Source organism: Ammoniphilus resinae (assembly GCF_017873965.1).
In the GTDB taxonomy this organism is placed as follows: Bacteria; Bacillota; Bacilli; order Aneurinibacillales; family RAOX-1; genus Ammoniphilus_A; species Ammoniphilus_A resinae.
On record NZ_JAGGKT010000009.1, the window covers coordinates 63,063 to 88,199 of the forward strand.

Annotated in this window: 32 protein-coding genes and 1 tRNA gene; 29 read left to right on the forward strand and 4 right to left on the reverse strand. The window is 41.8% G+C overall.

What is annotated here, in order from left to right; genetic code table 11:
- Positions 1-6: 6 nt before the first annotated feature.
- Both J2Z37_RS14725 and J2Z37_RS14730 read right to left on the reverse strand, forming a co-directional pair.
- Positions 7-834: a glycosyltransferase family 8 protein gene (locus J2Z37_RS14725; RefSeq protein ID WP_209811045.1), complete on the reverse strand. Its 828-nt coding sequence runs from the start codon at positions 832-834 to the stop codon at positions 7-9.
- Positions 831-1,637, reverse strand: coding sequence for an ATP-grasp fold amidoligase family protein (locus tag J2Z37_RS14730; protein WP_209811046.1), 807 nt, complete (start codon positions 1,635-1,637; stop codon positions 831-833). The genes J2Z37_RS14725 and J2Z37_RS14730 overlap by 4 nt, the downstream gene beginning before the upstream one ends.
- Positions 1,638-1,858: 221 nt before the next feature.
- Between J2Z37_RS14730 and J2Z37_RS14735 the strand changes: the two genes are divergently transcribed.
- Positions 1,859-2,626, forward strand: a complete 768-nt coding sequence (locus tag J2Z37_RS14735; protein ID WP_209811047.1) for a glycosyltransferase family 8 protein — start codon at positions 1,859-1,861, stop codon at positions 2,624-2,626.
- A 124-nt stretch (positions 2,627-2,750) separates the two neighbouring features.
- Here the strand turns inward: J2Z37_RS14735 and J2Z37_RS14740 are convergent, their stop codons facing one another.
- A complete protein-coding gene (locus J2Z37_RS14740) occupies positions 2,751-3,590 on the reverse strand; it encodes a glycosyltransferase family 8 protein (RefSeq protein WP_209811048.1) in 840 nt (279 codons plus the stop codon).
- 271 nt (positions 3,591-3,861) lie between these two features.
- Here J2Z37_RS14740 and J2Z37_RS14745 point away from each other — a divergent pair, with 271 nt between their 5' ends.
- The 5 genes from J2Z37_RS14745 (at position 3,862) to J2Z37_RS14765 (ending at position 11,028) form a co-directional block, all read left to right on the forward strand.
- Positions 3,862-4,635: a glycosyltransferase family 8 protein gene (locus J2Z37_RS14745; protein WP_209811049.1), complete on the forward strand. Its 774-nt coding sequence runs from the start codon at positions 3,862-3,864 to the stop codon at positions 4,633-4,635.
- A gap of 434 nt (positions 4,636-5,069) precedes the next feature.
- Positions 5,070-5,270: a cold-shock protein gene (locus J2Z37_RS14750; protein ID WP_209811050.1), complete on the forward strand. Its 201-nt coding sequence runs from the start codon at positions 5,070-5,072 to the stop codon at positions 5,268-5,270.
- 279 nt (positions 5,271-5,549) lie between these two features.
- The gene (locus J2Z37_RS14755) at positions 5,550-6,038 is read left to right on the forward strand and encodes a CarD family transcriptional regulator (RefSeq protein ID WP_209811051.1); all 489 of its coding nucleotides are present in this window, start codon (positions 5,550-5,552) and stop codon (positions 6,036-6,038) included.
- A gap of 124 nt (positions 6,039-6,162) precedes the next feature.
- Positions 6,163-7,623, forward strand: coding sequence for a degradosome RNA helicase CshA (gene cshA / locus J2Z37_RS14760; protein WP_209811052.1), 1,461 nt, complete (start codon positions 6,163-6,165; stop codon positions 7,621-7,623).
- 180 nt (positions 7,624-7,803) lie between these two features.
- Positions 7,804-11,028 (forward strand): endo-1,4-beta-xylanase, encoded by a 3,225-nt coding sequence (locus J2Z37_RS14765; RefSeq protein ID WP_209811053.1) that lies wholly within the window; start codon positions 7,804-7,806, stop codon positions 11,026-11,028.
- Between the two features lie 460 nt (positions 11,029-11,488).
- Here J2Z37_RS14765 and J2Z37_RS14770 read toward each other — a convergent pair.
- A tRNA-Sec gene (locus J2Z37_RS14770) sits at positions 11,489-11,585 on the reverse strand.
- Positions 11,586-12,315: 730 nt separating this feature from the next.
- Here J2Z37_RS14770 and selB point away from each other — a divergent pair.
- The 23 genes from selB to secY all read left to right on the forward strand — a co-directional run bounded on the left by selB (position 12,316) and on the right by secY (position 25,132).
- The gene (selB, locus tag J2Z37_RS14775; protein WP_209811054.1) at positions 12,316-14,229 is read left to right on the forward strand and encodes a selenocysteine-specific translation elongation factor; all 1,914 of its coding nucleotides are present in this window, start codon (positions 12,316-12,318) and stop codon (positions 14,227-14,229) included.
- A 363-nt stretch (positions 14,230-14,592) separates the two neighbouring features.
- Positions 14,593-14,901 (forward strand): 30S ribosomal protein S10, encoded by a 309-nt coding sequence (gene rpsJ / locus J2Z37_RS14780; protein WP_209811055.1) that lies wholly within the window; start codon positions 14,593-14,595, stop codon positions 14,899-14,901.
- Between the two features lie 58 nt (positions 14,902-14,959).
- Positions 14,960-15,586 (forward strand): 50S ribosomal protein L3, encoded by a 627-nt coding sequence (gene rplC, locus J2Z37_RS14785; RefSeq protein ID WP_209811056.1) that lies wholly within the window; start codon positions 14,960-14,962, stop codon positions 15,584-15,586.
- 22 nt (positions 15,587-15,608) lie between these two features.
- Entirely contained in the window at positions 15,609-16,232 is a 624-nt protein-coding gene (rplD, locus tag J2Z37_RS14790; protein ID WP_209811057.1) for a 50S ribosomal protein L4, read from the forward strand.
- Positions 16,232-16,519 (forward strand): 50S ribosomal protein L23, encoded by a 288-nt coding sequence (rplW, locus tag J2Z37_RS14795; protein ID WP_209811058.1) that lies wholly within the window; start codon positions 16,232-16,234, stop codon positions 16,517-16,519. Before rplD ends, rplW begins: the two co-directional genes overlap by 1 nt.
- A 32-nt stretch (positions 16,520-16,551) precedes the next feature.
- Positions 16,552-17,382: a 50S ribosomal protein L2 gene (gene rplB, locus J2Z37_RS14800; RefSeq protein WP_209811059.1), complete on the forward strand. Its 831-nt coding sequence runs from the start codon at positions 16,552-16,554 to the stop codon at positions 17,380-17,382.
- A 57-nt stretch (positions 17,383-17,439) separates the two neighbouring features.
- The gene (gene rpsS / locus J2Z37_RS14805; protein WP_209811060.1) at positions 17,440-17,721 is read left to right on the forward strand and encodes a 30S ribosomal protein S19; all 282 of its coding nucleotides are present in this window, start codon (positions 17,440-17,442) and stop codon (positions 17,719-17,721) included.
- A gap of 34 nt (positions 17,722-17,755) precedes the next feature.
- Positions 17,756-18,088 carry a 50S ribosomal protein L22 gene (gene rplV, locus J2Z37_RS14810; RefSeq protein ID WP_209811061.1) on the forward strand — a complete coding sequence of 111 codons (333 nt, stop codon included), beginning with the start codon at positions 17,756-17,758 and terminating at the stop codon, positions 18,086-18,088.
- A 13-nt stretch (positions 18,089-18,101) separates the two neighbouring features.
- Positions 18,102-18,767 carry a 30S ribosomal protein S3 gene (gene rpsC, locus J2Z37_RS14815; protein WP_209811062.1) on the forward strand — a complete coding sequence of 222 codons (666 nt, stop codon included), beginning with the start codon at positions 18,102-18,104 and terminating at the stop codon, positions 18,765-18,767.
- Between the two features lie 2 nt (positions 18,768-18,769).
- Positions 18,770-19,204, forward strand: coding sequence for a 50S ribosomal protein L16 (gene rplP, locus J2Z37_RS14820; protein WP_209811063.1), 435 nt, complete (start codon positions 18,770-18,772; stop codon positions 19,202-19,204).
- On the forward strand, positions 19,194-19,391 hold the full coding sequence (gene rpmC, locus J2Z37_RS14825) for a 50S ribosomal protein L29 (protein ID WP_209811064.1): 198 nt from the start codon (positions 19,194-19,196) through the stop codon (positions 19,389-19,391). Before rplP ends, rpmC begins: the two co-directional genes overlap by 11 nt.
- A 26-nt stretch (positions 19,392-19,417) precedes the next feature.
- Positions 19,418-19,678 carry a 30S ribosomal protein S17 gene (gene rpsQ, locus J2Z37_RS14830; protein ID WP_342453836.1) on the forward strand — a complete coding sequence of 87 codons (261 nt, stop codon included), beginning with the start codon at positions 19,418-19,420 and terminating at the stop codon, positions 19,676-19,678.
- Positions 19,679-19,719: 41 nt separating this feature from the next.
- Positions 19,720-20,088 (forward strand): 50S ribosomal protein L14, encoded by a 369-nt coding sequence (rplN, locus tag J2Z37_RS14835; protein ID WP_209811065.1) that lies wholly within the window; start codon positions 19,720-19,722, stop codon positions 20,086-20,088.
- 41 nt (positions 20,089-20,129) lie between these two features.
- Entirely contained in the window at positions 20,130-20,459 is a 330-nt protein-coding gene (rplX, locus tag J2Z37_RS14840) for a 50S ribosomal protein L24 (RefSeq protein WP_209811066.1), read from the forward strand.
- Positions 20,460-20,484: 25 nt separating this feature from the next.
- Positions 20,485-21,027 carry a 50S ribosomal protein L5 gene (gene rplE, locus J2Z37_RS14845; RefSeq protein ID WP_209811067.1) on the forward strand — a complete coding sequence of 181 codons (543 nt, stop codon included), beginning with the start codon at positions 20,485-20,487 and terminating at the stop codon, positions 21,025-21,027.
- Positions 21,028-21,058: 31 nt separating this feature from the next.
- Positions 21,059-21,244: a type Z 30S ribosomal protein S14 gene (locus J2Z37_RS14850; protein WP_209811068.1), complete on the forward strand. Its 186-nt coding sequence runs from the start codon at positions 21,059-21,061 to the stop codon at positions 21,242-21,244.
- A 30-nt stretch (positions 21,245-21,274) separates the two neighbouring features.
- The gene (rpsH, locus tag J2Z37_RS14855; RefSeq protein WP_209811069.1) at positions 21,275-21,673 is read left to right on the forward strand and encodes a 30S ribosomal protein S8; all 399 of its coding nucleotides are present in this window, start codon (positions 21,275-21,277) and stop codon (positions 21,671-21,673) included.
- Positions 21,674-21,704: 31 nt separating this feature from the next.
- Positions 21,705-22,247, forward strand: a complete 543-nt coding sequence (gene rplF / locus J2Z37_RS14860; protein ID WP_209811070.1) for a 50S ribosomal protein L6 — start codon at positions 21,705-21,707, stop codon at positions 22,245-22,247.
- Positions 22,248-22,280: 33 nt separating this feature from the next.
- Complete coding sequence (rplR, locus tag J2Z37_RS14865; protein WP_209811071.1) at positions 22,281-22,649, forward strand: 50S ribosomal protein L18; 369 nt, start codon at positions 22,281-22,283, stop codon at positions 22,647-22,649.
- 24 nt (positions 22,650-22,673) lie between these two features.
- Entirely contained in the window at positions 22,674-23,171 is a 498-nt protein-coding gene (rpsE, locus tag J2Z37_RS14870) for a 30S ribosomal protein S5 (RefSeq protein ID WP_209811072.1), read from the forward strand.
- Between the two features lie 12 nt (positions 23,172-23,183).
- Positions 23,184-23,366: a 50S ribosomal protein L30 gene (rpmD, locus tag J2Z37_RS14875; RefSeq protein ID WP_209811073.1), complete on the forward strand. Its 183-nt coding sequence runs from the start codon at positions 23,184-23,186 to the stop codon at positions 23,364-23,366.
- Between the two features lie 33 nt (positions 23,367-23,399).
- Positions 23,400-23,840: a 50S ribosomal protein L15 gene (rplO, locus tag J2Z37_RS14880; RefSeq protein ID WP_209811074.1), complete on the forward strand. Its 441-nt coding sequence runs from the start codon at positions 23,400-23,402 to the stop codon at positions 23,838-23,840.
- Complete coding sequence (secY, locus tag J2Z37_RS14885) at positions 23,840-25,132, forward strand: preprotein translocase subunit SecY (protein WP_209811075.1); 1,293 nt, start codon at positions 23,840-23,842, stop codon at positions 25,130-25,132. The genes rplO and secY overlap by 1 nt, the downstream gene beginning before the upstream one ends.
- Positions 25,133-25,137: the final 5 nt, after the last annotated feature.

Sequence of the window (25,137 nt, forward strand, 5' to 3'; positions counted from 1 at the left end):
TAAGAACTATAGTCCCCGTCTTAGACGATTCAAAACTTTCCCGGAGAAGAGGCTTTTAAAATGTGAAGGGGTAAAGACCTTATCCGCGTATTCTAAATAATAGTGACGAAGTGGATGCCATGAATTCCAAGGTTTTTTAGGTCCGCAGTAGTGAATTATGGCTGGCTTTATCTGAGGGTTTCTCTTATGAAGATAAGGTTGATAATTCCACCTTTTATCAAGAATGAGCCACTGATCATGAAGAATGGCATTCATTGGATCTTGAATGGGGTACACGATCCTCTCTGAATTATCTTTAATGAAGTTAATAATTTTGTTAGTTATGTTAAATTCCCGCCATTTATTTAAGTTTAGAATTAATACACCAGCATTAAAGTAGTTAGAATTTTTTGGAATGAAGAGTTCGGAATTTCGTGACCTTTTTAAACCAGCATCCTTGACGGCACCAATAAAAAATGAATCGATAGTATGATTCCATAATGCAGTAATATCCTCTACCACAACAAGATCACTATCCAAATAGATAGCTTTTTCAATATCTCTATCCAAAAGATCCGGGATGGATATTCGATAATAGGTTTCTTTCGAAATATGTTTAAAGGTCTTAAATCGTTCATAAATGGTAGAGTTGATAGTCAAATAGATGATTTTTGAATCGAATTTTTCAACAGTGTTGTTCAGGAGGGACTTATTTTGGGAGGAGATTTGACTATCAATAATATAGATAGTGACTGGAAGTGGAGATATTTTATTTTTCAATAATGAATACAGCATAACTGCTAAATGTCCGGCATATCGGTCGTTTGCAGCAGTTACAATATTAATCCCGCTCACTTTTCACACCTGCACAAATCAATATGATCGCCGAAAATTCTGTCATACTTTACAGGTTTAAATGGTTTAAGGCCACTGTTTGGAACAAATGTTAATTCACCAAAGTAAATCCGATCATTCGTATAATACAGGTCCACTCGGACAAAGGGGAAATCTTTTGCAAGCGTTGAAGCGATTTGAACCATTTTATCAAGCGGTTTCGGTTTCGGTACAGGCCTTTTTAATAATCTATTCGCATATCGGACCTTCAACTTATTCCAGTTTAAATCATAAATAGCACTCCTACGCACTCGCTTGTGGGAAACAACTTGGACATACGTAGGTTCTCCGTGGAAACAGAAAAATTTATAATCCTTCAAGTCACCAGACAAATCTTTTATAAATTCTTCAATGACAATTTGTCCTTTTAAAGGTTTATAACAAGGCTCTCCCGAGGAAAGGTAATAATTCATGGTAATCCAATTCTGTAATTTTTTCCTTGCCATATCCCAATTTAGTGACTGTTTATCAGGGACAATAACATTCATGCCAGATCCGTTGGTTGCTTTCATGACAAATGAATTGGGCAAAGACAATAGGTTGATATCGTCAACTTGTTGATAGACGCCTATTAAAGGAATAAGGTAATCATCTCCAACTTTTTCTTTCACAAATTGACGAACTTCATACTTATCTACATAAATAGAAAACGCCTCTAAATTACCGTTTAGCTTCATCCATTGCATCTTTTCATTGAAAGTCTTGGGATTCTGTAAGTTTAACTCATAACCCACAAGTTTCTTAAACCGAGTATTTAAATCCATCTTTCCTCCCTCCAAAATAAAAGCTACATTATTTATCTACCTTATATAATCTTGTACTATCCTATTCAATAAAAGCTACCAAATTGCTGATTGATATACCTATCTTTTTAAGAGGTTAGGGTATATTGCGAACTCTTAACTAACAAGTTGGGAGTATAAACTATTTCACAAAATCTAAGTCTCGCATAAATTATATAAAATAATAAAGGCGGTGGATTAAAGTGAAAGCGATACAGGTTGTAACAGCTACAAATGATAGGTATGCCCAGCCTTTAGGGGTCATGCTGAAGTCTCTTTTGGAGAATAAGAAATCTGATTATGACATTAAAATTTATATAATCTCAAGTACCCTATCAAAACAAAATCAATCCAATTTTATTCATTTGTTAAAGAATTATAACCTAGTCCCGATTTTTAAGAGTATTGGTGATGAAAACTACAGTTCCTTAAAATTAATGGATTACATTAGCAAAGAAGCCTATTATCGATTATCCATACCAGATTTATTGGAAAAGAGTATAGAAAAGGCAATCTATTTAGACTGTGATCTGATTGTGAAAGAAGATATTACCGAGCTTTGGGAAATTAATGTCGAAAATCACTATCTAGCTGCAGTTGAAACCTTACCAAGTTTTGCGTCCGGCCGGATCAGAGCATTATCCATCCCCAAGCCTTACAGTTATTTCAATAGTGGAGTTCTTATAATGAACTTACGTAAATGGAGGCAAGATAAAATTGCAAATCAAATTATAGATTATGTAAAAAAAAACCTAGGGAAAATTCGCTTTCCGGACCAAGATGCAATGAATGCTATCTTATATGATAAATGGCTTAAATTGGATTCGAGATGGAATTACACAACTGAACGCCACTCTTTGGGAAGTCCCATTGTTCCTGCAATTATCCATTTTACGGGAGATAAAAAACCCTGGGACTCTGACCATCCTCTTAAGAAAGAATATTTGAGGTATTACAATATGATTAAATAGGTGCAGGAAAGTTAATTGACGAAAAGTAAGCCTTAGAAGTGATTCTAGAGGCTCGTTTTTCTGTAATCATTTTTAATTCTAAAATAGCGGGTTTTTTCAGACCTCGTATAGAAATGGCTTCTCTTTATAGTCTACGTCTGCGTTTGCGTCTTCGGCGTTTACGAACCTTCTTGGTGAGAAGGCTTTCGAAATGCGAAGAAGGAAAGACCTTTTCGGCATATTCTATATAATAGTGACGAAGTGGATGGTTTGAATTCCAAGGTTTGTCAGAACCGCAGTAGTGAATTATGGATGGCTTTACTAGAGGGCTGGTTTTATGAAGATAAGGTTGATAATTCCACTTTTCGTTAAGAGGGAGCCATGCATCATGAAGAACGGCATTCATTGGGTCCTGACTGGGGAATACGATTTTTTCAGAATTATTTTTAATGAAGTCAATAATTTTTTTGGTTATGTTGAATTCTCGCCATCTTTTTAAGTTTAGGACCAATACGCCAGCATTAAAGTAATCAGAATCCTTCGGAATGGAGAGGTAGGAATTTCGTGACTTTCTTAAATAAGCATCCTTAACCGCACCAAGGAAATAATGATCGACATGATGATTCCATAATAAAGTAATATCTTCCTTTACAATGAGATCACTGTCCAAATAAATAGTTTTTTCAATACTTTTATCCAATAGTTCTGGAATAGAGATGCGAAAATAGGTTTCTTTTGTAATATGTCTTAAAGTCTTGAAATTTTCATAAATGGTAGAGTCGAGAGTCAAATAGATGATTTCGCAATTGAATTTTTTGATAATGTTGTTTAGGAGAGTTTTATTCTCAAGGGAGATTTGACTGTCAATAATATAAATCGTAACAGGCATTGAAGAACTTTTATTTTCCAATAATGAAAATAACATAACTGCTAAATATCCAGCATACCGGTCATCAGCAGCAGTTACAATATTAATTCTACTCATTTCTATTCTCCTCATACTTTAGAATGATCATGTTTCGTGTCATTCCTTTTTATACAACCCTAGATATTGGCATACTACTTAAATTAATATAACCACCGAAAAACCCTGGCCTGTTTAGTTTCTACTATTTTATTCAATAAGGGTTTCTATAGTGCTGATTGATATAACCATCTTTTTAAGAGGCTTTGGCAACAAGTTAGTATTATGAACTATTTCAAAAGACCTAAACTCTACATAAACTATATGAAATAATAAAGGCGGTGGTTTCAAAGTGAAAGCGATACAGCTTGTAACAGCAACGAATGATGCGTATGCTCTGCCCTTAGGGGTCATGCTGAAGTCCCTTCTGGAAAATAAGAAATCTGACTATGATATTAAAATTTATATAATCTCAAGTACTTTATCGAAACAAAATCAATCCAATTTCATTCATTTGTTAAAAAATTATAACCTAGTCCCAATTTTTAAAAGTATAAGTGAAAAAAATTACAGTAGCTTAAAACTAATAGATTATATTAGCAAAGAATCCTATTATCGGTTATCCATACCTAATTTGCTGGACAAAAATATAAAAAAGGTTATCTATTTAGATTGTGACCTGATTGTTAAAAAAGATATTACAGCTTTGTGGGAAATTGATCTCGATAATTACTTTTTGGCTGCAGTTGAAAACCTACCAAGCGTTTCGTCCAGTCGGATTAGGGCATTATCAATTCCAAGACCTTACAGTTATTTCAATAGTGGAGTGCTTTTAATGAACTTGAGTAAATGGAGGCAATACAAAGCTGCAAATCAAGTTATAGATTATGTGAAAAGGAACCCGGGGAAAATTCGTTTTCCTGACCAAGATGCTATGAATGCAATTTTATACGACAAATGGCTCAAACTAGATCCTAAATGGAATTACACAACTCTCCGCCACTCCACTGGAAGTTCCATCACTCCGGCAATTATTCATTTTACAGGTGATAAGAAACCTTGGAATTCTGACCATCCACTCAAGAAGGAATATATGAGATATTACAATATGATTAGATGGGTTTAGGGAAAATGATGGCTGCCCATGCTTTTTTAAAGATCGGGTCATTTTGCCCAAGTTTGGCAGCATAAAAATTAAATTCATTGGTATTCCAAGAGGGTCAGCATTAAACCAGAATTGAGCACGAAAAGTCGAATTGCAGTCCAAACATTTATGCAGTGGATAGGGAGGAACTCACCCGTCCTCCCATATTAGATTAATAGTAAGAGGATGGAAAAATAGAAAAAGGAAGTATGTATTTTTTAACTTTGCTTTGGGAAGAAATACATGGTATAGTATTAATTATAGTATCTGCCAATTTCAAAGTATAATTCCAATGTGAAATTCACATATCAAAAAGGGTTATCACTTCGATAATGATCGCTCTTTTTAATATGTGAATTTTTTATTTTTGTTTCAAATAGAAAAGCATATTTAAATTAAAAATTGGAGGTTTTTACATGCAAACAGGAACGGTTAAATGGTTTAATGCGGAAAAAGGGTTTGGCTTTATTGAAAGAGAAGATGGGGATGACGTTTTCGTACATTTCAGCGGAATCGTTAGTGAAGGGTTTAAATCCTTAGAAGAAGGGCAACGTGTGCAGTTTGAAGTTGTTCAAGGTCAGCGCGGTGCGCAGGCTTCTAACGTGACTAAGCTTTAAGATGATTGATTAGACAGCCCCCCTATGGTCCATTTTAATCATAGGGGCTTTCCACTTCGATACCTCTTTTATACATCACATCCTTTTATCACTTCTGATTACTTTCTAATTGACTTCACATCGTTTTGAAATTTCAATTCACACTGGCACGGTCGTTGGAGCCGTAAGGATGAAAGAGAGGTAGGGCTTTCGTTGTTTTGATATTTTTTGTACAGGAAGGATTAAGGTAATATCTTGATTTTGTCATTCATATAGAACATTCAGTCAAGGGGGTAGATTATGTTTATAGTGGGAGAAAAGATTTTTTATCCTTTACATGGAGCTGGGATTGTAGAAGGCATTCAAGAAAAGGAAATCCTGGGTGAAAAAGAGTCTTATTATATTATAAACATGACCTTGAGGAACCTCCAGGTTATGATACCTGTAGGAAAAACAGATCACTTAGAAATACGTGAGGTCGTCGGTCTAGAGATTTTGGATGATGCAATAGCCATGTTTCAACAGGGGAGAGAATCTTCTTCAACTTTTTCATACCAACAAAGGCAACGCATAAATACTGATAAAATGAAAAGTGGCAATATTTATGAGGGTGTGCAAGTCATCTTAGATTTAATGACCTTAAAAAGTAAAAAAAGGCTTGGTTTAGAAGACAAAACCATGTTGGATACCGCTAAACAAATGCTAATTAGTGAAATTGTAGTGGTAAAAGGAATTGATAAATATGAGGCAGCGCAATTGTTAAATCAAACAGAAACCACTTTGATGTAGCATAAAGTGGTTTTTTGTTTTGTGAAATCACTTCTTTCTTATCCGAATTAAGATAGGATGAATTTCAAACAGATATTTAGTTAATGATAAAAAAATATAAGTACAGAGAAGAGGGTTTTATAGTATGAAAACATTTGATCAGTTGGGTATTAGTGGACCCATCCAAAGAGCAATTACTGATATGGGGTTTGAGGAAGCTTCCCCCATTCAAGAGAAAGCCATTCCAGTAGCATTAACGGGGAAAGATATTATCGGTCAAGCACAAACGGGTACAGGGAAAACCGCTGCCTTTGCCATACCGATCTTAGAGAAAGTGGACACCAGTAAAGAACACGTTCAAGCGATTGTCATTGCCCCGACAAGAGAATTAGCTATTCAAGTTTCAGAGGAAATTAATCGCTTGGCTAAATATATGGGGATCCGTGCTTTACCCATTTATGGGGGGCAGTCTATCGATCGCCAAATCCAGGCATTGAAAAAAAGACCTCACATTATAACCGGAACACCAGGCAGACTTCTTGACCATATCCAACGTAGAACACTTCGTTTAGATCGTATCTCTATGGCTGTATTGGATGAAGCAGATGAAATGTTAGATATGGGTTTTTTAGAGGATATCGAACGAATTCTTAAAGAGACACCGGAAAACAAACAAACTTTGCTGTTTTCCGCGACGATGCCGAAGCCCATTCAAAATTTAGCTGAAAAATTCATGAGAAATCCAGAGCATTTACAGATGAAAGCGAAGGAAGTAACCGCTCCAACAGTTCAGCAAGTTTATTATGAGGTAAACGAACGGGATAAGTTTGATGTTCTATGCCGTTTATTGGATGTGGATAACCCCGAGTTAGCCGTGATTTTTGGAAGAACGAAAAGACGGGTGGATGAACTTAGTGATGGTTTAAATAAGAGAGGTTATCTTGCCGATGGACTGCATGGGGATTTAAATCAAAGACAGCGTGATGTAGTTATGAGTAAATTTCGTGAGGGAAACATTGATATTTTAGTCGCTACAGACGTTGCTGCCCGGGGAATAGACGTTTCTGGAGTTACCCATGTTTACAATTTCGACATCCCTCAAGACCCCGAAAGTTATGTTCACCGTATTGGCAGAACAGGCCGAGCGGGTAAAAAAGGATTAGCTATTACTTTTGTAACACCTAGAGAAATAGGCCAGATTCGGAGTATCGAAAAAGCCTCGAAAGGAAATATTCAGCGCAAAACGGTTCCGACTGTCGCAGAGGCCATGGAATCCAAACAGAGAATGGCAATGGAGAAAATGGTTCAATTGGTAGAAGAGCAACAATACGCTCCTTTTAAGGAAACTGCGAGTGAACTGCTGGATCGTTACGATTCCATTACGTTAGTGTCTGTTGCCTTAAAGATGCTAACGAAGGATGAGAAGGATGTGCCTGTCCAATTAACCGCCGAAGCACCACGCTTTGCGAGTAAACCTAAATTAAAGTTTGAAGGAAAACCAAGAAGAAATCATAAAGGGAATAAAGAATCCGCTGGTAAAGGGGGAAAAGGTAAGTATGATAAATCTTCCCGAAACTCTCGATATAAAGAAGGGATATTAAAATAAAAAAGTCCGGACTCCGAACTCAAGAGCTATTGGTGCTAATGTACCAATGGCTCTTTTTTATTTGGTGCAAAGGATTCAATTTTTGTTTACAATTCAAATTTTACAGGTAATTAAAAATACTTGGCGAAACTTATTTAACAAACAAAAAAGGAATCAAAGTTATGAAAGGAATGATCTTATTTGAAGAAAAAAGCTAAAAACCTACTGACGTATTTTTTAGCACTGGTTTTTTCCTTCGGTTCTTTTACTGCTACGCCGGTCATGAATGCATCAGCGGCAGAGGGTGTCAATGAGACAGATCCGGACACTTCAGCAGCAGAGGTTATGTCGCTGAAAGAAGTCTACAAGGACTACTTCCTTATCGGTAACACGGTTAGCCCGCGCGACTTAACCGATGCAGAGAAGTATGATTTTATGAAGTTCCACTATAACGCGCTGACGCCCGAAAACGCTACCAAGCCGGATTCCATATGGCGAAACGCAACTGGTGATCCGTCATTCACATCAGCCGACAACATGTTAACACAAGTCAAAGCCGATGGCTTCTATATGATTGGACACACGCTAGCGTGGCATAACCAGTCGGCTGGCTGGCCGCCAAGTGGTCAGAGTTATACCGAGGCAAGGGCTAGTTTGCAAAGGTATATTTCGACAATCGCCGGGCACTATAGTCAGGGTCCATATAAGCTCGACGCCTGGGACGTTGTGAACGAAGCCATGAGGGATAATCCGGAAAATCCGACCGACTGGCGAAACGCGCTTCGTTCCGGGATTAATCCGATGGAGCGGCCGTCCAAATGGTTTGCAGCTTACGCAAACGGCGGAAACGGGTGGGATTATGTCTACGATGCCTTCTTGTTCGCGCGTGAGGCTGCCCCGGACGCAACTCTGTATTACAATGACTTTAACGATGAAGAACTCCCCAACAAAGCAATCGCGATTGCCTCCATGGTCAAGGAGCTCAACGAAAGGTACGCGAATGAACACCCTGAGGCAAACGGCAGGAAACTGATCGAGGGCATCGGGATACAGGGGCATTACAACCTCAGACTCAATGTAAATAATTTAGAGGAAGTTTTAAAGATCTATAGTGAAACCGGGTGTGAGATCAGCATAACCGAACTCGACGTACAATTTAATGGCACGTCAGCCGATGTTCGCCCTACCGAGGCGCAATTGAAGGAGCAAGCGGTATTGTACGCCAAACTGTTCACGCTATATAAGAAGTACTCCGAACATATAGCACGCGTTACATTCTGGGGCGTGTCCGATAACAATAGCTGGCGCAGTACAGGTTACCCGCTGCCGTTCGACTCCAATCGTGCACCAAAAGAGGCATATTGGGCCATAGTAAATCCGGAGGCCTATCTTGGGCTCAATGTGCTGCCGCCAAAGCTCACGTCGTTTGCATTCGGTGGTGATGTTTTCAATGTCAAAGGTAAAACCGAGTTTGATGTTAACGTACCAAAGGACGTGTCAAATATTGATTTCTCTGCCGCGAACGTCGCATACGATTACCCCGACGATGATGTTGATGTCAGCGTGAAGCTCAACCCGGCAAACGGCGCGGTGAGTGCCGGTAAGCCAGCCGTGGCCACGGTAAAAATAGCCTGGAAGGATTCCCCGAATAGTGCGACGACGTATACGGTAAACTTCGGGCATATGACTGCCGAATGGGAGAAAGACCAAAACTATGCGGATACGGGCTACCGCTCATCCGTCAATATCCGCTTTAGCGACGGTGAAACCGAATTCAAACTGTTTCAGGCGTTCTATAATTCTGAACCCACTGTTACCGATAAGGTTTACAACGTAGAACCAACTGTTACAGATGAGGTTTACAATGAAGAACCGGTAGTCGAAGACCTGGGCGGCAGTAAACTGGCAATGCTCAACAGTAAGGAATTCCAGCCCTTACCAAAACATACAAGTGGCACGCTCACTATTCATACAGATAGTAGTATAAACGCTGATGATTTAAAAACATTGACGTTGAAGAAATTTCTATGGGATCAGAACTGGGCTCCGATTATTCCGGCGCGTGTGACAGACTTTAATACTCCGGAAAATTACTGGAGATTGGCCAAAACGATTGAATCCGGTAAGACTTATATGGTTGTCTCCGTCAACTCAGGTCAGGCACTGACCAATATGAACGTACCATCCGTCTCGGCAACCGACGGTATAACCAACGCCAAACGAGGGCTTGCGGGTACACCTGTTACCATTGTTGATGACAGGATTGTAGCGCCGGAGCTGATCCAGGACAATACGAGATTTATCTTTACAAAGAGAACCAGTCCCGATCCGGGACCATACACAAGTGCGAACGGATATACTGGATACACCATGTTAAGTCTGGTTCACGGCGGCCTTGTCGCCCCCTCTATTATGTGGCGGGATTTAAGCAACGGCGACAATACGGCTCCTTTACGCACAGACACAACGATTGGGGATAGTGCATTAGATCGAGCGGTATGGTTTAACACGGGGATAGACCCCGATACCGGCGAAACGACGCTATTTCTCTATACTGGTTCCAGCAATGAAACTTATGCACTGCACGGTACCGAAAATGGTTTCGTCGGCCAAGGAGGCACAGGTCCTCTGGAGGACTATGCGCCCGTTAGCCGTGTTAAGCTTTTTGAGTATGTGTCCGATTATAAGAACGAAGACTTAACGAGTCTAGGCGCGGAAATAAGGCTCTCCCCAGTGGAGCGTATCGTGGGTGAGCGTGACGCCAATATCCCTGTCACGGCGGATGTCCCTGACGGTTCCGAAGCGGTTTTGAAAAAGAACGGCGTTTCAGTGGCTTCCGCGACATTCGCAAACGGCAAAGCGACGATCAGCGTTAAAGGCAGAGATGTTGACGCTGACGCGAACTATGCAGTCGTTGTCTATGATGGTTTCGAAATACTAGGCGCGGTCATTCTCCCTGCCGTCACTGTCGAAAGTGCGACACCGTCGGCTACGGTAGAGAAAATCAATGGTAAGCAGAACAAACTGACAGTTACCGTTACGGAATTATACTCCGATGATTCGACGGAGGATTTCACTGATGAGATCCTAATCAATAACAACGCGGCAGACGTCTATCAGGTGGGACCATATCAGGTTTATGTCGACACTAAGGGCAACAAACAGATTCATGAATGCTATATAGTGTGGGATCAATCAGCAACTGATGAAACAACATCTGATGACCAACCAGCAACTGACGAAACAGCATCCGATGATCAAACAGCAACTGATGAAGCAACAGCTGATGATCAACCAGCAACTGATGAAGCAACAGCTGATGATCAACCAGCAACTGATGAAACAACAACCGATGATCAATCAGCAGCTGATGAAACAACATCTGTTGACGATGATAGTCGGCCAGCTCCCTTGGTAAGCCCATAACAATAATGCCAGTAAGAAAGGGCTGTCAGATTGAAATGAAGTGAACCCGAGCAAATAGACAGGAATAAAAGATCTTGTCGTAGAAATAGGAAGAATTATGAAGTGGGGCGCCGTTTTCAGTGGCGCCTCGCTTTGTTTTAAGCTGAATACACATCATAATTAATAGTGAATATATTCACTAATCAGAGGGCGTGCCTGCTCGATGGTTTTAGCCGGAGCTGTGAGTCTCTTAAATCCTAAAAAGCAAGATGCAGTATCAGTCCGGCAAACATTACAGAGTTGGTCATAACATCTCGTGATTAACGATTACTGGTTTCAACAAAAAAACCAACTGGCTGAAGCGCCAATTGGTTACATATTTTACTTCACTTTTGTATTTAATAATTGGTCTAACTTCCTTGTGCATGTTGGATAAAGTAATTGTACTATGTAGTGTTGCAAACCCTTGATATCATTAGTTTGGCGGGAGAAGGTGGGAATCGAACCCACCTGACGCCTCACGGACGTCACACTCGGTTTTGAAGACCGGGGAGGCCACCAGGACCCCATCAACTCCCATTAGAAAGAGATCTAAGAGATCTATTACTATGGTTGACCTAATAAAATTTATCAGATCTATCTTCGAAAATCAAGGGGAAAGTATTTCAAATAGGGTTTCTGCTTTTGTGGCTGAACCGTGGGGATATTGGTCAGATAGCGAAACAAAGTTAACCTAGGAAGCGCATGCATACCCTTTTGGGTATTTACTTGTAATCATTACACCAAGATGAGCAGAACTTCATTTCCTGTGACCTAGACTCTATTTCCCGTGACCTAAACCTTGAATTTTGTGACCTAGATATCGATTTTTTTGACCTGTGATATTAATGAAAAGGCAAAGATGCGCATTTTTAAATAAAAGTGAATGCCAAACCCCTTCGTAAGCAGAAAAAATGCTTATAATACCCCGATAAAATAACCAAAATTTTATTAATTAGCTCCATTGAGATCTTATAAGCAAAAAAACGGGACAAATCATTTCATTTTACTCAAAAATTTTACCAACCCTCCTTTTCACCCCTCATTCACGCAAAATCAATTCCTGCCTGGCTTCAAATTAAAGTGCCTAGATCAAAGATCTCCCGCATAATCCACTTGCAAAACCTCACTCTAAATATGCCCCCACACGAGAAAATTCCGTAGACTTGGGCTATAATGGAATCGTTAAAGAAAAATTTATTCAATTTTCACCATGCATGAAGAATCGGCCTTAATCAAATAGATATAGATCAAGGAAAGGAATACGAAATGATTGAACAGCATTATACTTTAGGGATAGCCGGGCATATCGACCATGGGAAGACGAGTTTAACGAAGAAGTTGACAGGTGTGGATACGGATCGATTGAAAGAAGAAAAAGAGCGTGGGGTTTCAATTGAACTGGGATTTGCCCCGCTTACCTTGACGAATGGGGGACGGGTAAGTGTAGTCGATGTCCCTGGGCATGAACGGTTTATTCGGCAGATGATCGCAGGGGCAGCGGGGATCGATTTGGTGATCCTAGTCATTGCGGCCGATGAAGGGGTTATGCCGCAGACGAAGGAGCACTTCGATATCCTTCGTTTTCTCGGAATCGAACGGGGGATTATTGTCCTCACAAAGAAAGATCTAGTGGACGAGGAATGGCTACAGTTGGTGGAGGAAGAGGTGAAGGATTGGGTAGAGGGGAGCTTCCTTGCCGAAGCTCCTATTATTCCAGTGAGTTCACACACAGGAGATGGGCTAGATGAACTTACCAAAGTCATCGAGCATACTCTGTCCGCGATTCCTGAGCGGGATATAGACCAGCCTTTCCGTATGCCGGTGGACCGTGTGTTTACGAAAAAAGGGGCAGGGGCTGTCGTGACGGGGACTATATATGAAGGAATGGTATCTGAAGGAGATACGGTGGAAGTGTTCCCATTAGGGGAAACGGTGAAGGTGAGACAGCTGCACGTCCACCATCAGCAAGTTACAACAGCCTACGCCGGCCAACGTACTGCGATCAATCTAAGCGGGATTGACTTCAAGGAAATGGAACGCGGGTTTACGCTCACCAAACCGGATTACTTTAAAAAAAGTGACCGAGTCGATATCAAATTTGAAATGCTGTCTGACCTGGAATTCCCCTTGAAACAGCGGACAAGGATCCGCCTTCATATCGCCACTTCGGAGGTCATGGGGAAGATCGTCTTTTATGATCGGAATGAACTGCAGCCAGGGGAAGAGGTGCTCTGTCAACTCCAGCTTGAAGAAGAGATCATTGCAAAACCGGGAGATCCGTTCATCCTTAGGCGCCTGTCTCCGACCACGACGTTAGGTGGTGGGAGGGTCTTGTCGCCTTACGGTGTACAGCGCAAATTTGGAGAAAAGTCCGTTCAACTCTTACAACTACTCAAAGAAGGGGACGAGTGGTCGATGCTCCAATATGTCCTCTCTGAACAGGGCTTTGCGACGACAGAAGAAATTGATTTTAATCTAGCTTTCGGAGAGAGTCGTCTAGAACAGCTGCTGGCAATCTTCATTAAGGAAGGAAAGATTCACCGTTTTGGCGAGACGATTGTCTTGGATGATGTATTAAAGGATTGGACAGACAAGCTAAAAACCACCCTGATGAAGTATCACCAGCAATATCCGATGCGTCAGGGAATGAAGAAGTCGGAGCTACGCAGTAAACTCTTCTCTAAACTGAATGATCGGTTGTGGAGAGAACTGACCAACGCTTGGCTGCAAAATAGTATTATAGAAGAAACAGATGAAAGTGTGAAACTGAAGGCACACCAGCCGAGCCTTCCGGACAGGGTGAAGCCAACCGTAGAAAAAATCCTATCTACCCTTAAGAAGGAAGGAATCACAGTTCCAAGCTGGGAAGAGATTGCAGGCAAAGCAGGTATCAAACCGGCGGAAATCACAGAAATAAAAACGTACCTCTTGGACCAGGGTGATTGGGTCAAGATGGGACCGGATTTCATTGTCTATGCAGCAGCTTACAACGAGACGGTGAAATCTTTGCAGAAGCAGTTGCCTGCTAACCAGCCTTTCTCCACACCTCAAGTAAAGGAACTATTGGGATTATCTCGGAAATACTTAATTCCGTTCCTGGAGTCTCTAGATGAAAATGGTTTCACAAAACGCCAGGAAAACGAGCGGACGTGGCTGAAATCCATGGCAGCAGCGAATTAGTTAAGCGACTAGTAAAGATATCCTCTGAACGTAAAAGACTTCCAATCGGAAGTCTTTTCTTTTTAAGGGTTGCTTTTTATGTGATTTTCCGATATTCTAATACAGGTTTTTCATTACGAAACTTAGATCTAGTGTTAGACTCGCTGGATGTGACCAACAAAAATCAATGAAATGTATAAAAAGTGCTTGCTTTTGATTGGGCATTTTAATATAATGTTGAATGTTGGTCAATGGACGCGATGAAGCGGGAGGTTGCTGACACGCCCGGGCGCATTGTCATGGATGAGGCGATCGGGACTGATGCCAGGGTAATTTTCGTGGAGAATTGTCCGTTTAAAAAATGGGCGAAAAGGAGGGACTAAAATGGCAAAACAAAAAATTCGTATCCGTCTAAAGGCATATGATCACAGAGTACTTGATCAATCCGCTGAAAAAATCGTTGAAACTGCAAAGCGTTCTGGAGCAGAGGTGTCTGGACCGATTCCTCTACCTACAGAGAAGGCGGTTTACACTATCCTTCGTGCGGTGCACAAGTACAAAGATTCTCGTGAACAATTCGAGATGCGTACCCATAAGCGTTTGATTGATATCGTTAATCCAACGCCTCAAACTGTGGATGCATTAATGCGTTTGGATTTACCATCTGGTGTAGACATCGAAATCAAACTTTAATTTTAAAATTGAATGATCGACTATATAAACGACATTTACTGATCAGGAGGTGGCAAACATGTCTAAAGGAATCTTAGGAAAAAAGTTGGGAATGACTCAAGTTTTTACTGCTGAAGGTCAAGTTATTCCTGTAACTGTAATCGAAGCTGGTCCTAACGTTGTTCTACAAAAGAAGAACAATGAAGTGGATGGCTATGAGTCAGTTCAGTTGGGTTATGATGACAAGAAGGCTACGCGTGCTGTAAAGCCTGAAGAAGGACATGCAAAGAAAGCTAACACAACACCTAAGCGCTTCGTACGCGAGATACGCGGAATGGAAGGCTTTGAGGTTGGACAAGAAATCAAAGCTGATCTATTTGCTGAGGGAGAAAAGGTTGATGTAACCGGAACTTCCAAAGGTAAAGGGTTCGCCGGTTCAATCAAGCGTCACAACCATTCAAGAGGACCAATGGCACACGGTTCTAGATACCACCGTGGACCAGGTTCTATGGGTTCTATCGCTGCAAACCGTGTATTCAAAGGTATGAAATTACCGGGTCGTATGGGAACTGCGAAAGTAACCGTACAAAACCTTGAAGTAGTAAAAGTGGATACAGAACGCAACTTGTTGTTGGTGAAAGGTGCAATCCCTGGGCCAAACAACGGTTATGTACTTGTGAAATCCACTGTAAAAAGCGGTCAATAATTAAGGGAAGGAGGATCACGCTATGCCAAAGGTAGCTCTATATAATCAAACCGGAGCACAAGTAGGGGAGATCGAATTAGCAGATGCTGTATTCGGAATTGAACCGAACCAACACGTGCTTCATGATGCAGTAGTTATGCAACAATCATCTATGCGCCAAGGAACACACGATACCAAAACTCGCTCTGAAGTAAGTGGTGGTGGACGTAAACCTTGGAAACAAAAAGGTACCGGTCGTGCACGTCAAGGTAGTATCCGGTCACCACAATGGGTAGGCGGCGGAACAGTTTTTGGACCTACTCCAAGAAGCTATGCTTACAAGCTTCCTAAGAAAGTACGTCGTTTAGCGATCAAATCTGCATTATCCTCCAAGGTGAAGAATGAAGAAATTCTAGTGCTTGAAGGTTTGCAATTTGAAGCACCAAAAACAAAGGAAATGACTGCAGTATTAAAGAGTTTGAACGTAGCTAGCAAAGCGCTTGTTGTTACTGGTGATTTCGCTGAAAACGTAGCTCTATCTGCACGCAATATTCCTGGGGTTAAATTTGTTACTGCTGAAGGAATCAACGTTCTTGACGTGTTGAAGCACGATAAGCTGATCATCACGAAAGATGCAGTAGCTAAAGTAGAGGAGGTGCTTGGATAATGAAAGAGGCTCGCGATGTTATCCTGCGCCCAATTATCACTGAAAGAACAACAGAAATGATGGCTGACAACAAATATGTATTTGAAGTCGCTCCAAAGTCTAACAAGACTGAAGTAAAACAAGCCATCGAAAGTATCTTCGATGTAACAGTCGAATCAGTTAATACAATTAATGTAAAAGGTAAGCCGAAGCGTATGGGTCGCTACGTTGGGAAGCGCAAGGATTGGAAGAAAGCAATCGTTAAGCTTTCCAGTGACAGCAAGCCATTGGAATTCTTTGAAGGCTAAGCCGATCATCTTTACGAAGGAGGGAAAACCGAATGGGTATCAAGAAGTATAAACCAACGTCAGCTGGACGCCGTCAAATGACTGTTTCTACCTTCGAAGAAATCACTACAGATCAACCCGAAAAATCCCTTCTTGCTCCGTTGAACAAGAAGGCAGGTAGAAATAATCAAGGAAAAATCACCGTGCGTCACCAAGCCGGCGGACATAAGCGCCAATACCGTATTATCGATTTCAAACGTACTAAGGATGGTATCCCTGGGCGTGTTGCAACAATCGAATACGATCCAAATCGTACAGCAAACATCGCATTAATCAACTATGCAGATGGTGAGAAGCGTTACATCATTGCTCCTCAAGGTTTGAAAGTTGGAGATGTAATCGAGTCAGGTCCAGATGCGGATATTAAAGTAGGGAATGCACTACCACTTGCTAACATGCCTGTTGGTACAACCATTCACAATATCGAATTGAAGCCTGGAAAAGGCGGACAGATGGTTCGTTCTGCTGGAGCATCTGCTCAATTGCTAGGTCGTGACGGAGAATATGCAATCATCCGTTTAACATCCGGAGAGATTCGCAAAGTTCGTCTTGAGTGCCGCGCTACGATCGGTCAAGTTGGTAATCTTGATCACGAATTGATCAACATCGGTAAAGCCGGTCGTAATCGTTGGTTAGGTAACAGACCAACTGTTCGTGGTTCTGTTATGAACCCAGTAGATCACCCACATGGTGGTGGTGAAGGACGCGCGCCAATCGGACGCAAATCCCCATTATCTCCTTGGGGTAAACCAACTCTTGGTGCGAAGACTCGCAACAGCAAAAAAGAATCATCGAAATATATCGTTCGCAGACGTAAAAAATAATCTGATATGGGTACGGTTCGGAAGGGCCGTACGTGTGTTACGAAGGGAGGTTCTACTATGGGACGCAGCCTGAAAAAAGGGCCTTTTGTTGATGATCACCTAATGAAGAAGGTAGAAGAGCAAGACGCAAAGGGAGATAAGAAAGTTATCAAAACTTGGTCTCGTCGTTCTACAATTTTCCCGCAATTTATAGGTCATACTTTTGCGGTTTATGATGGACGTAAGCATGTGCCTGTATATGTATCGGAGGATATGGTTGGACACAAGTTGGGTGAATTCGCACCAACTCGTACGTACAAAGGTCATGACTATGATGAGAAGAAAACGAAGAAACGCTAATTAATTCCGACAAGGTAAGAGAGGAGGTTCAGTCATGGAAGCGAAAGCTATTGTAAGAAACATCCGCATTGCTCCTCGTAAAGTTCGTCTGGTGGTGGACTTGATCAGAGGTAAGCAAGTGGGCGAAGCTCTTGCTATACTTGCTCACACGCCGAAGGCAGCTTCACCAGTAGTTGAAAAAGTTTTGAAATCTGCGATCGCAAATGCTGAACACAATTACGAATTGGAGCCAAATTCTTTGGTTATCGAAAAAATCTTTGTGGATGAAGGGGCTACTCTGAAGCGTTTCCGTCCTCGTGCGATGGGTCGCGCAAGCAGAATCAACAAGCGTACTAGCCACATCACAGTAGTTGTATCCGAGAAATAAGGAGGGATAAAGTATGGGTCAGAAAGTAAACCCGATTGGATTACGCGTCGGAATCATTCGTGACTGGGAATCAAAATGGTATGCGAATGACAAAGAATACGCTAATCTTCTTCATGAAGACATCCAGGTTCGCGACTTCTTAAAGAATCGTTTGAAAGATGCAGCGGTTGCTTCCATCGAAATCGAACGCGCAGCGAATCGCTTGAATGTAAATATCCATACAGCAAAACCTGGTATGGTAATCGGTAAGGGTGGTTCCGAAGTTGAAAATCTTCGTAAAACCCTTACACAAATGACCAGCAAACGTGTTCACATCAATATCACTGAAATTAAGAATGCGGATACGAACGCAACACTTGTTGCAGAAAATATTGCTCGTCAATTAGAAAATCGTGTATCATTCCGTCGTGCCCAGAAGCAAGCTCTTCAAAGAACAATGAGATCTGGAGCAAAAGGAATCAAAACTATGGTAAGTGGACGATTGGGTGGAGCTGATATCGCGCGTTCCGAAGGCTATAGTGAAGGAACTGTTCCTCTACACACACTTCGTGCGGACATCGACTATGGAACAGCTGAAGCTCATACTACCTATGGTCGCATTGGGGTAAAAGTATGGATCTATCGTGGCGAAGTACTTCCAACCAAAGCGAAGAAATCCGCTGAGGAAGGAGAGCAGTAATCATGTTGATACCTAAGCGCGTAAAACACCGTAAGCAGCATCATATTGATCTGAAAGGTATTGCCAAAGGCGGTACAACCGTTGCTTTTGGTGAGTATGGTCTACAAGCTCTCGAGCCGGCTTATATTACAAACCGTCAAATCGAGGCTGCTCGTATTGCCATGACACGTTTCATTCGTCGTGGCGGTAAAGTATGGATCAAAATATTCCCAGATAAGCCACTAACAAAGAAACCTCTTGAAGTTCGTATGGGTAGTGGTAAAGGTTCTCCTGAATCTTGGGTAGCTGCAGTTAAACCTGGCAAGGTATTGTTTGAACTTGCTGGTGTACCTGAAGAAACAGCTCGCGAAGCTATGCGCCTAGCTATGCATAAGCTTCCGATCAAATGTAAATTTGTTAAACGAGAAGAAGTGGGTGGTGAAGCAAATGAAAGCTAAAGACTTCCGCAATTTAACCACTGCAGAGATCGAACAAAAGGTTAATTCTTTGAAAGAAGAGCTTTTTAACCTCCGCTTCCAATTGGCTACAGGACAACTTGATAACCCTGCAAGTATCAGCAAGGTACGCAAGTCGATCGCCAAGGCGAAAACCGTTCTTCGTGAACGTGAATTAGGAATCGGTTAATCGTAAAGAGAGGAGGTCTTTCAAAAGTGGAACGTAATGCTCGTAAAGAACTAGTAGGTAAAGTCGTTAGCGATAAAATGGATAAAACCATCGTGGTTTTAGTTGAAACCTATAAAAAGCATCCTCTATACGGTAAGCGTGTAAAGTATTCCAAGAAGTTTAAGGCACATGATGAAAACAACCAAGCTAAGATTGGCGACCGTGTTCTTATTATGGAAACTCGTCCGTTATCCAAGGATAAGCGCTTCCGTCTAGTGAAGATTGTTGAAGAAGCGGTAATTATCTAACTTGACCGGATTACTTTTAGATCCGAAAGGAGGGACTATAGATGATACAAGCGCAAACGCGTTTAGCTGTAGCAGATAACTCTGGTGCAAAAGAATTAATGTGTATTAAGGTTTTAGGTGGAACAGGCCGTAAGACCGCTAACATCGGTGATATTATTGTTTGTTCTGTAAAATCCGCTACACCCGGTGGCGTTGTCAAGAAGGGTGATGTAGTTAAGGCGGTAGTAGTACGTTCTAAGTTTGGTTCCCGTCGTACAGATGGTTCTTATATCAAATTTGATCAGAATGCAGCAGTAATCGTAAGAGACGACAAGAGCCCTCGTGGTACTCGTATTTTCGGACCTGTTGCTCGTGAACTACGCGAAAAGGACTTCATGAAGATCGTTTCACTTGCTCCTGAAGTTCTATAATTCATAGAAATTGAAAGCTTGAATGACAAGGAGGTGCCCTCATGTCTCAAAATAAACTTCATGTGAAAACTGGTGATACTGTAGTAGTAATCACTGGGAAAGATAAAGGCAAAAAAGGACGTATTCTTGCTGCTTTTCCAAAGACAAACCGCGTGCTTGTTGAAGGAGTTAACATGGTGAAGAAACACACCAAGCCAAACCCTACCAATCCACAAGGCGGTATCATTACGAAAGAAGCAGCAATCCATGCATCCAACGTGATGATTGTAGATCCAAAGAGCGATGAACCAACTCGCATCGGATACAAAGTTTTAGAGAATGGTAAAAAAGTGCGTTACGCGAAAAAATCTGGCGAAGTGATCGATAAGTAGTCAGGTGAGAAAGGAGGGCCAATAAATGGCATCTAGATTGTATGATGTATATAAGGATAAAGTTGTTCCAGCATTGATGGCAAAGTTCGGATATAAAAATATCATGGAAGTGCCTAAGCTTGAAAAGATTGTCATCAACATGGGTGTTGGAGCTGCAGTTGCCAATCCTAAAGTATTAGATGGTGCTGTTGCTGACTTACAAGCAATCGCTGGTCAAAAACCAGTTGTAACTCGTGCGAAGAAATCGATCGCAGGCTTCCGTCTTCGTGAAGGAATGCCAATCGGTGCAAAGGTAACCCTACGCGGTGACCGCATGTTCTACTTCGTTGATAAGTTATTTAATGTATCTTTACCACGTGTACGTGACTTCCGCGGAGTATCTGATAAGGCTTTCGACGGACGTGGAAACTACACATTAGGTCTTAAAGAACAACTAATCTTCCCGGAGATTGATTATGATAAGGTAGATCAAATCCGTGGAATGGACATCGTATTTGTAACGACTGCAAAGACAGATGAAGAGGCTCGTGAATTATTAACTCAATTGGGCATGCCTTTCAGAAAATAGATCCCAATTTCTCAAATGAGGAGGGAAAACAGTGGCAAAAAAAGCAATGGTAATCAAGCAACAACGGAATCCGAAGTACCAAGTTCGTGCGTATACTCGCTGCGAGCGTTGTGGACGTCCACATTCCGTACTGCGTAAATTTAAACTTTGCCGTATCTGCTTCCGCGAATTGGCTTACAAAGGCCAACTTCCTGGAGTGAAAAAAGCTAGTTGGTAAACCCCGATTTAGGGAAGGAGGTTTTTAGATATGACCATGACAGATCCTATTGCTGATATGCTAACTCGCATCCGTAATGCGAATATGGCTCGTCACGAAAAGCTTGAATTACCTGCTTCCAATGTGAAGAAGGAAATTGCCAGAATCCTTAAGGACGAAGGTTTCGTGCGTGATGTAGAGTTTATCGACGATAACAAGCAAGGTATTATCCGTGTATTTTTGAAATATGGTCCGGACAGCGAACCTGTAATTACTGGACTAAAAAGAATTAGTAAGCCAGGGCTTCGCGTTTATGCGAAGGGAAGTGAAGTACCTCGTGTACTTGGCGGACTTGGAATCGCGATTCTTTCCACCAGTCAAGGTGTTGTAACTGACAAAGCTGCTCGTCAGGCACAAGTGGGCGGAGAAGTATTAGCGTACGTTTGGTAATTTAGATACAACCAGAACGGAGGTGTAGTGAATGTCACGTATTGGTAAAAAACCAGTAACGATCCCTGCAGGGGTAACCGTTACTGTTGATGATAACTTCGTAACAGTGAAAGGGCCGAAAGGTCAGCTTTCCAGACAATTCAGCAAAGATTTAACGATCAACGTGGCAGAAGGTGAGTTGACTGTTGAACGTCCTTCTGACAACAAGGTGCACCGTGCCTTGCACGGAACAACTCGTAGCGTTGTCGCAAACATGGTTGAAGGTGTAACCAATGGTTATGCTAAAACCCTTGAAATGGTAGGGGTTGGATATCGTGCTGCGAAGTCCGGTAATAAATTAACGTTAAGTGTTGGTAAATCACACCCTGTTGAGATCTTACCTGAAGAAGGAATTGAGTTTGAAGTTCCAGCTCCAACTCAAATCGTTGTAAAAGGGATTAACAAAGAACGTGTAGGTCAAATGGCTGCAGAAATTCGTTCTGTGCGTCTGCCTGAACCTTACAAAGGCAAAGGGATTCGTTATCAAGGCGAACGAGTACGCCGTAAAGAAGGTAAAACTGGTAAGAAGAAGTAAGGCTAAGGCCGCCTAAGAAAGGAGTGACTACAGATGATTACGAAACAAGATAAAAATAAGATCAGAAAGAAGAGACATCTTCGCGTTCGTAACAAGTTACAAGGAACTGCTGTACGTCCTCGTTTGAACGTATTCCGTTCCTCCAAGCACATCTATGCGCAAGTAATCGATGATGCAACCGGAACTACTCTTGTATCTGCTTCTACAGTAGATCCAGAGGTAAAAGGAAATATTGCAAACGGCGGAAACGTTGAAGCTGCTAAATCCGTTGGGTCATTAGTAGCAAAAAGAGCGCAAGAAAAGGGAATCGAAGAAGTTGTCTTTGACCGTGGAGGTTACCTGTATCATGGACGTGTGCAGGCTCTAGCTGAAGCTGCCCGTGAAGCTGGACTTAAGTTTTAATGCTGAAATAAAGGAGGGACATATATGCGTATCGATCCTACCGGTTTGGAACTAGAAGAAAAAGTTGTAGCGATTAACCGTGTAGCTAAAGTAGTAAAAGGCGGACGTCGCTTTAGCTTTAGTGCACTTGTAGTAGTTGGAGATCGCAACGGACATGTAGGCGCTGGAATGGGGAAAGCCTCTGAAGTACCTGACGCAATCCGTAAAGCAATTGATGATGCAAAGAAAAATCTAATTAAAATTCCATTGAGAGGGACTACCATTCCTCATCAGATTTCCGGACGTTTCGGAGCTGGTCATGTATTGATCAAGCCTGCAGCGCCTGGTACTGGAGTTATCGCAGGCGGACCAGTTCGTGCGGTACTTGAATTATCTGGTGTAGGTGATATCTTAACGAAATCACTTGGAACAAACAACCCAATCAACATGGTGAATGCTACCCTCGAGGGTCTTAGCCGCTTAAAAACACCTGAGCAAGTTGCAAAATTACGCGGTAAGACAGTAGCTGAAATTCTAAAATAGGAGGGATATAACATGGCAAAATTGCAAATCACCCTCAAAAGAAGCTTAATTGGTCGCACACAGGATCAAAAAGCTACCGTTCAAGCATTAGGTCTTCGTAAACTCCATCAAACCGTTGTCAAAGAAGACAACGCCGCAACACGCGGGATGGTTGAAAAAGTAAGTCACTTAGTTGAAGTAAAAGAACAAGCGTAATATAGATTAAGATTCGTAAGAGGAGGTGCGACCATGAAACTACATGAATTGAAGCCAGCCGAAGGATCCCGTAAGGAACGCAAGCGTGTAGGTCGCGGAACTAGTTCTGGATGGGGTAAAACTGCAGGACGTGGTCACAAAGGTCAAAACGCACGTTCCGGTGGTGGAGTTCGTCCAGGATTTGAGGGTGGACAAAATCCATTGTATCGCCGTTTGCCAAAGCGTGGATTTACCAATCCGAACCGCGTAGAATATACGATTGTTAATCTCGACGCGTTAAATCGCTTTGAGGCGAATACAGAAGTTACTCCAGAATTACTTTTGGAAACAGGAGTAATTAGCAGCTTGAATGACGGAGTAAAAATTCTAGGCAACGGAGAAATCAACGTATCCTTAACTGTTAAGGCCAACAAATTCTCTCAAACTGCCGTTGAAAAGATTGAGGCTGCTGGCGGTAAAACTGAGGTGATTTAATGTTTTCCACCATCTCAAATATTTTGAAAGTCGGCGACTTGCGTCGGAAGGTGATTTTCACCCTCTTGATGCTCGTCGTCTTTAGGATTGGGAGTTTCGTCCCGGTTCCTAATATTAACGTATCGGCATTAGAAGCCTTCGGAGAACAAAATAATATCTTCGGGTTTCTCAATACGTTTTCCGGTGGTGCATTAAAGAACTTTTCAGTTTTTGCGATGGGGATTATGCCCTATATTACCGCATCGATTATTATGCAGTTGTTATCGATGGATGTAGTGCCACGGTTTACACAATGGTCTAAAGAAGGTGAAGCAGGTCGCCGAAAGATTGGACAATTTACAAGGTATGGAACAGTACTTCTTGGATTAATTCAAGCCATTGGATTGTCGATTGGGTTTAATCGACTCTATCCTGGACTTGTCGTAGATCCATCATTTACGACCTATGCTTTGATTGCTCTAACTTTGACGGCTGGAACTGCTTTTCTCATGTGGTTGGGTGAACAAATTACGGAATATGGGATTGGTAATGGGATCTCCATTATCATCACGGCGGGGATCGTCGCCAGTATTCCGGATGGTGTTCGTTCCATCTATGCTGCTGAATTTCACAATGCAGGGGAAGCGATCTTCCTCCACATCGTTAAATTACTCGTCATTCTATTAGTTCTTATTGCCATTGTTGTTGGAGTTATCTATATTCAACAAGGGATTCGGAAAGTTCCTGTGCAGTATGCGAAACGTGTAGTGGGACGCAGAATGTACGGGGGACAATCCACTCATATTCCGTTAAAGGTTAATGCAGCAGGGGTAATGCCCGTGATCTTCGCAATTTCACTGATTGTTTTTCCGCCGACAGTTGCTAACTTTTGGGCTGGAAATCAGATTGCAGATTGGATCATCAGAAACTTTGATTACCGCGCTCCAATAGGAATGCTCCTCTATGTTTTATTGATTATTGGATTCACTTATTTCTACACATTTGTACAGATCAATCCGATGCAAATGGCAGACAATATGAAGAAAAACGGAGGATATATTCCTGGTATTCGTCCGGGTAAAGCAACGGTTGAATTTATCACTCGTACTCTAAACCGTCTTACGTTGGTAGGATCCATATTCTTAGCTGCGGTTTCCGTGCTCCCTGTCGTTTTCACTACGTTGAGTAATTTACCGCAGTCCGTACAGATTGGTGGAACTTCCTTACTGATAGTAATTGGTGTAGTATTAGATACGATGAAACAAATCGACAGTCAATTGATAAAGCGTCATTATAAGGGCTTTATTAAGTAGTTGCG

What these genes read in the sequence shown, in the direction of transcription:
- rplC (WP_209811056.1), top strand. Translation starts at nt 14,960, where the DNA reads ATGTCTAAAGGAATCTTAGGAAAAAAGTTGGGAATGACTCAAGTTTTT.
- rpmC (WP_209811064.1), top strand. Translation starts at nt 19,194, where the DNA reads ATGAAAGCTAAAGACTTCCGCAATTTAACCACTGCAGAGATCGAACAA.
- rpsS (WP_209811060.1), top strand. Translation starts at nt 17,440, where the DNA reads ATGGGACGCAGCCTGAAAAAAGGGCCTTTTGTTGATGATCACCTAATG.
- rplF (WP_209811070.1), top strand. Translation starts at nt 21,705, where the DNA reads ATGTCACGTATTGGTAAAAAACCAGTAACGATCCCTGCAGGGGTAACC.
- J2Z37_RS14730 (WP_209811046.1), bottom strand. Translation starts at nt 1,637, where the DNA reads ATGGATTTAAATACTCGGTTTAAGAAACTTGTGGGTTATGAGTTAAAC.
- rpsE (WP_209811072.1), top strand. Translation starts at nt 22,674, where the DNA reads ATGCGTATCGATCCTACCGGTTTGGAACTAGAAGAAAAAGTTGTAGCG.
- J2Z37_RS14755 (WP_209811051.1), top strand. Translation starts at nt 5,550, where the DNA reads ATGTTTATAGTGGGAGAAAAGATTTTTTATCCTTTACATGGAGCTGGG.
- rplB (WP_209811059.1), top strand. Translation starts at nt 16,552, where the DNA reads ATGGGTATCAAGAAGTATAAACCAACGTCAGCTGGACGCCGTCAAATG.
- rplR (WP_209811071.1), top strand. Translation starts at nt 22,281, where the DNA reads ATGATTACGAAACAAGATAAAAATAAGATCAGAAAGAAGAGACATCTT.
- J2Z37_RS14740 (WP_209811048.1), bottom strand. Translation starts at nt 3,590, where the DNA reads ATGAGTAGAATTAATATTGTAACTGCTGCTGATGACCGGTATGCTGGA.
- rplE (WP_209811067.1), top strand. Translation starts at nt 20,485, where the DNA reads ATGGCATCTAGATTGTATGATGTATATAAGGATAAAGTTGTTCCAGCA.
- rplO (WP_209811074.1), top strand. Translation starts at nt 23,400, where the DNA reads ATGAAACTACATGAATTGAAGCCAGCCGAAGGATCCCGTAAGGAACGC.
- rplP (WP_209811063.1), top strand. Translation starts at nt 18,770, where the DNA reads ATGTTGATACCTAAGCGCGTAAAACACCGTAAGCAGCATCATATTGAT.
- rplV (WP_209811061.1), top strand. Translation starts at nt 17,756, where the DNA reads ATGGAAGCGAAAGCTATTGTAAGAAACATCCGCATTGCTCCTCGTAAA.
- rpsC (WP_209811062.1), top strand. Translation starts at nt 18,102, where the DNA reads ATGGGTCAGAAAGTAAACCCGATTGGATTACGCGTCGGAATCATTCGT.
- secY (WP_209811075.1), top strand. Translation starts at nt 23,840, where the DNA reads ATGTTTTCCACCATCTCAAATATTTTGAAAGTCGGCGACTTGCGTCGG.
- rpmD (WP_209811073.1), top strand. Translation starts at nt 23,184, where the DNA reads ATGGCAAAATTGCAAATCACCCTCAAAAGAAGCTTAATTGGTCGCACA.
- rplD (WP_209811057.1), top strand. Translation starts at nt 15,609, where the DNA reads ATGCCAAAGGTAGCTCTATATAATCAAACCGGAGCACAAGTAGGGGAG.
- rplW (WP_209811058.1), top strand. Translation starts at nt 16,232, where the DNA reads ATGAAAGAGGCTCGCGATGTTATCCTGCGCCCAATTATCACTGAAAGA.
- cshA (WP_209811052.1), top strand. Translation starts at nt 6,163, where the DNA reads ATGAAAACATTTGATCAGTTGGGTATTAGTGGACCCATCCAAAGAGCA.
- J2Z37_RS14750 (WP_209811050.1), top strand. Translation starts at nt 5,070, where the DNA reads ATGCAAACAGGAACGGTTAAATGGTTTAATGCGGAAAAAGGGTTTGGC.
- selB (WP_209811054.1), top strand. Translation starts at nt 12,316, where the DNA reads ATGATTGAACAGCATTATACTTTAGGGATAGCCGGGCATATCGACCAT.
- rplX (WP_209811066.1), top strand. Translation starts at nt 20,130, where the DNA reads ATGTCTCAAAATAAACTTCATGTGAAAACTGGTGATACTGTAGTAGTA.
- rpsH (WP_209811069.1), top strand. Translation starts at nt 21,275, where the DNA reads ATGACCATGACAGATCCTATTGCTGATATGCTAACTCGCATCCGTAAT.
- rplN (WP_209811065.1), top strand. Translation starts at nt 19,720, where the DNA reads ATGATACAAGCGCAAACGCGTTTAGCTGTAGCAGATAACTCTGGTGCA.
- rpsJ (WP_209811055.1), top strand. Translation starts at nt 14,593, where the DNA reads ATGGCAAAACAAAAAATTCGTATCCGTCTAAAGGCATATGATCACAGA.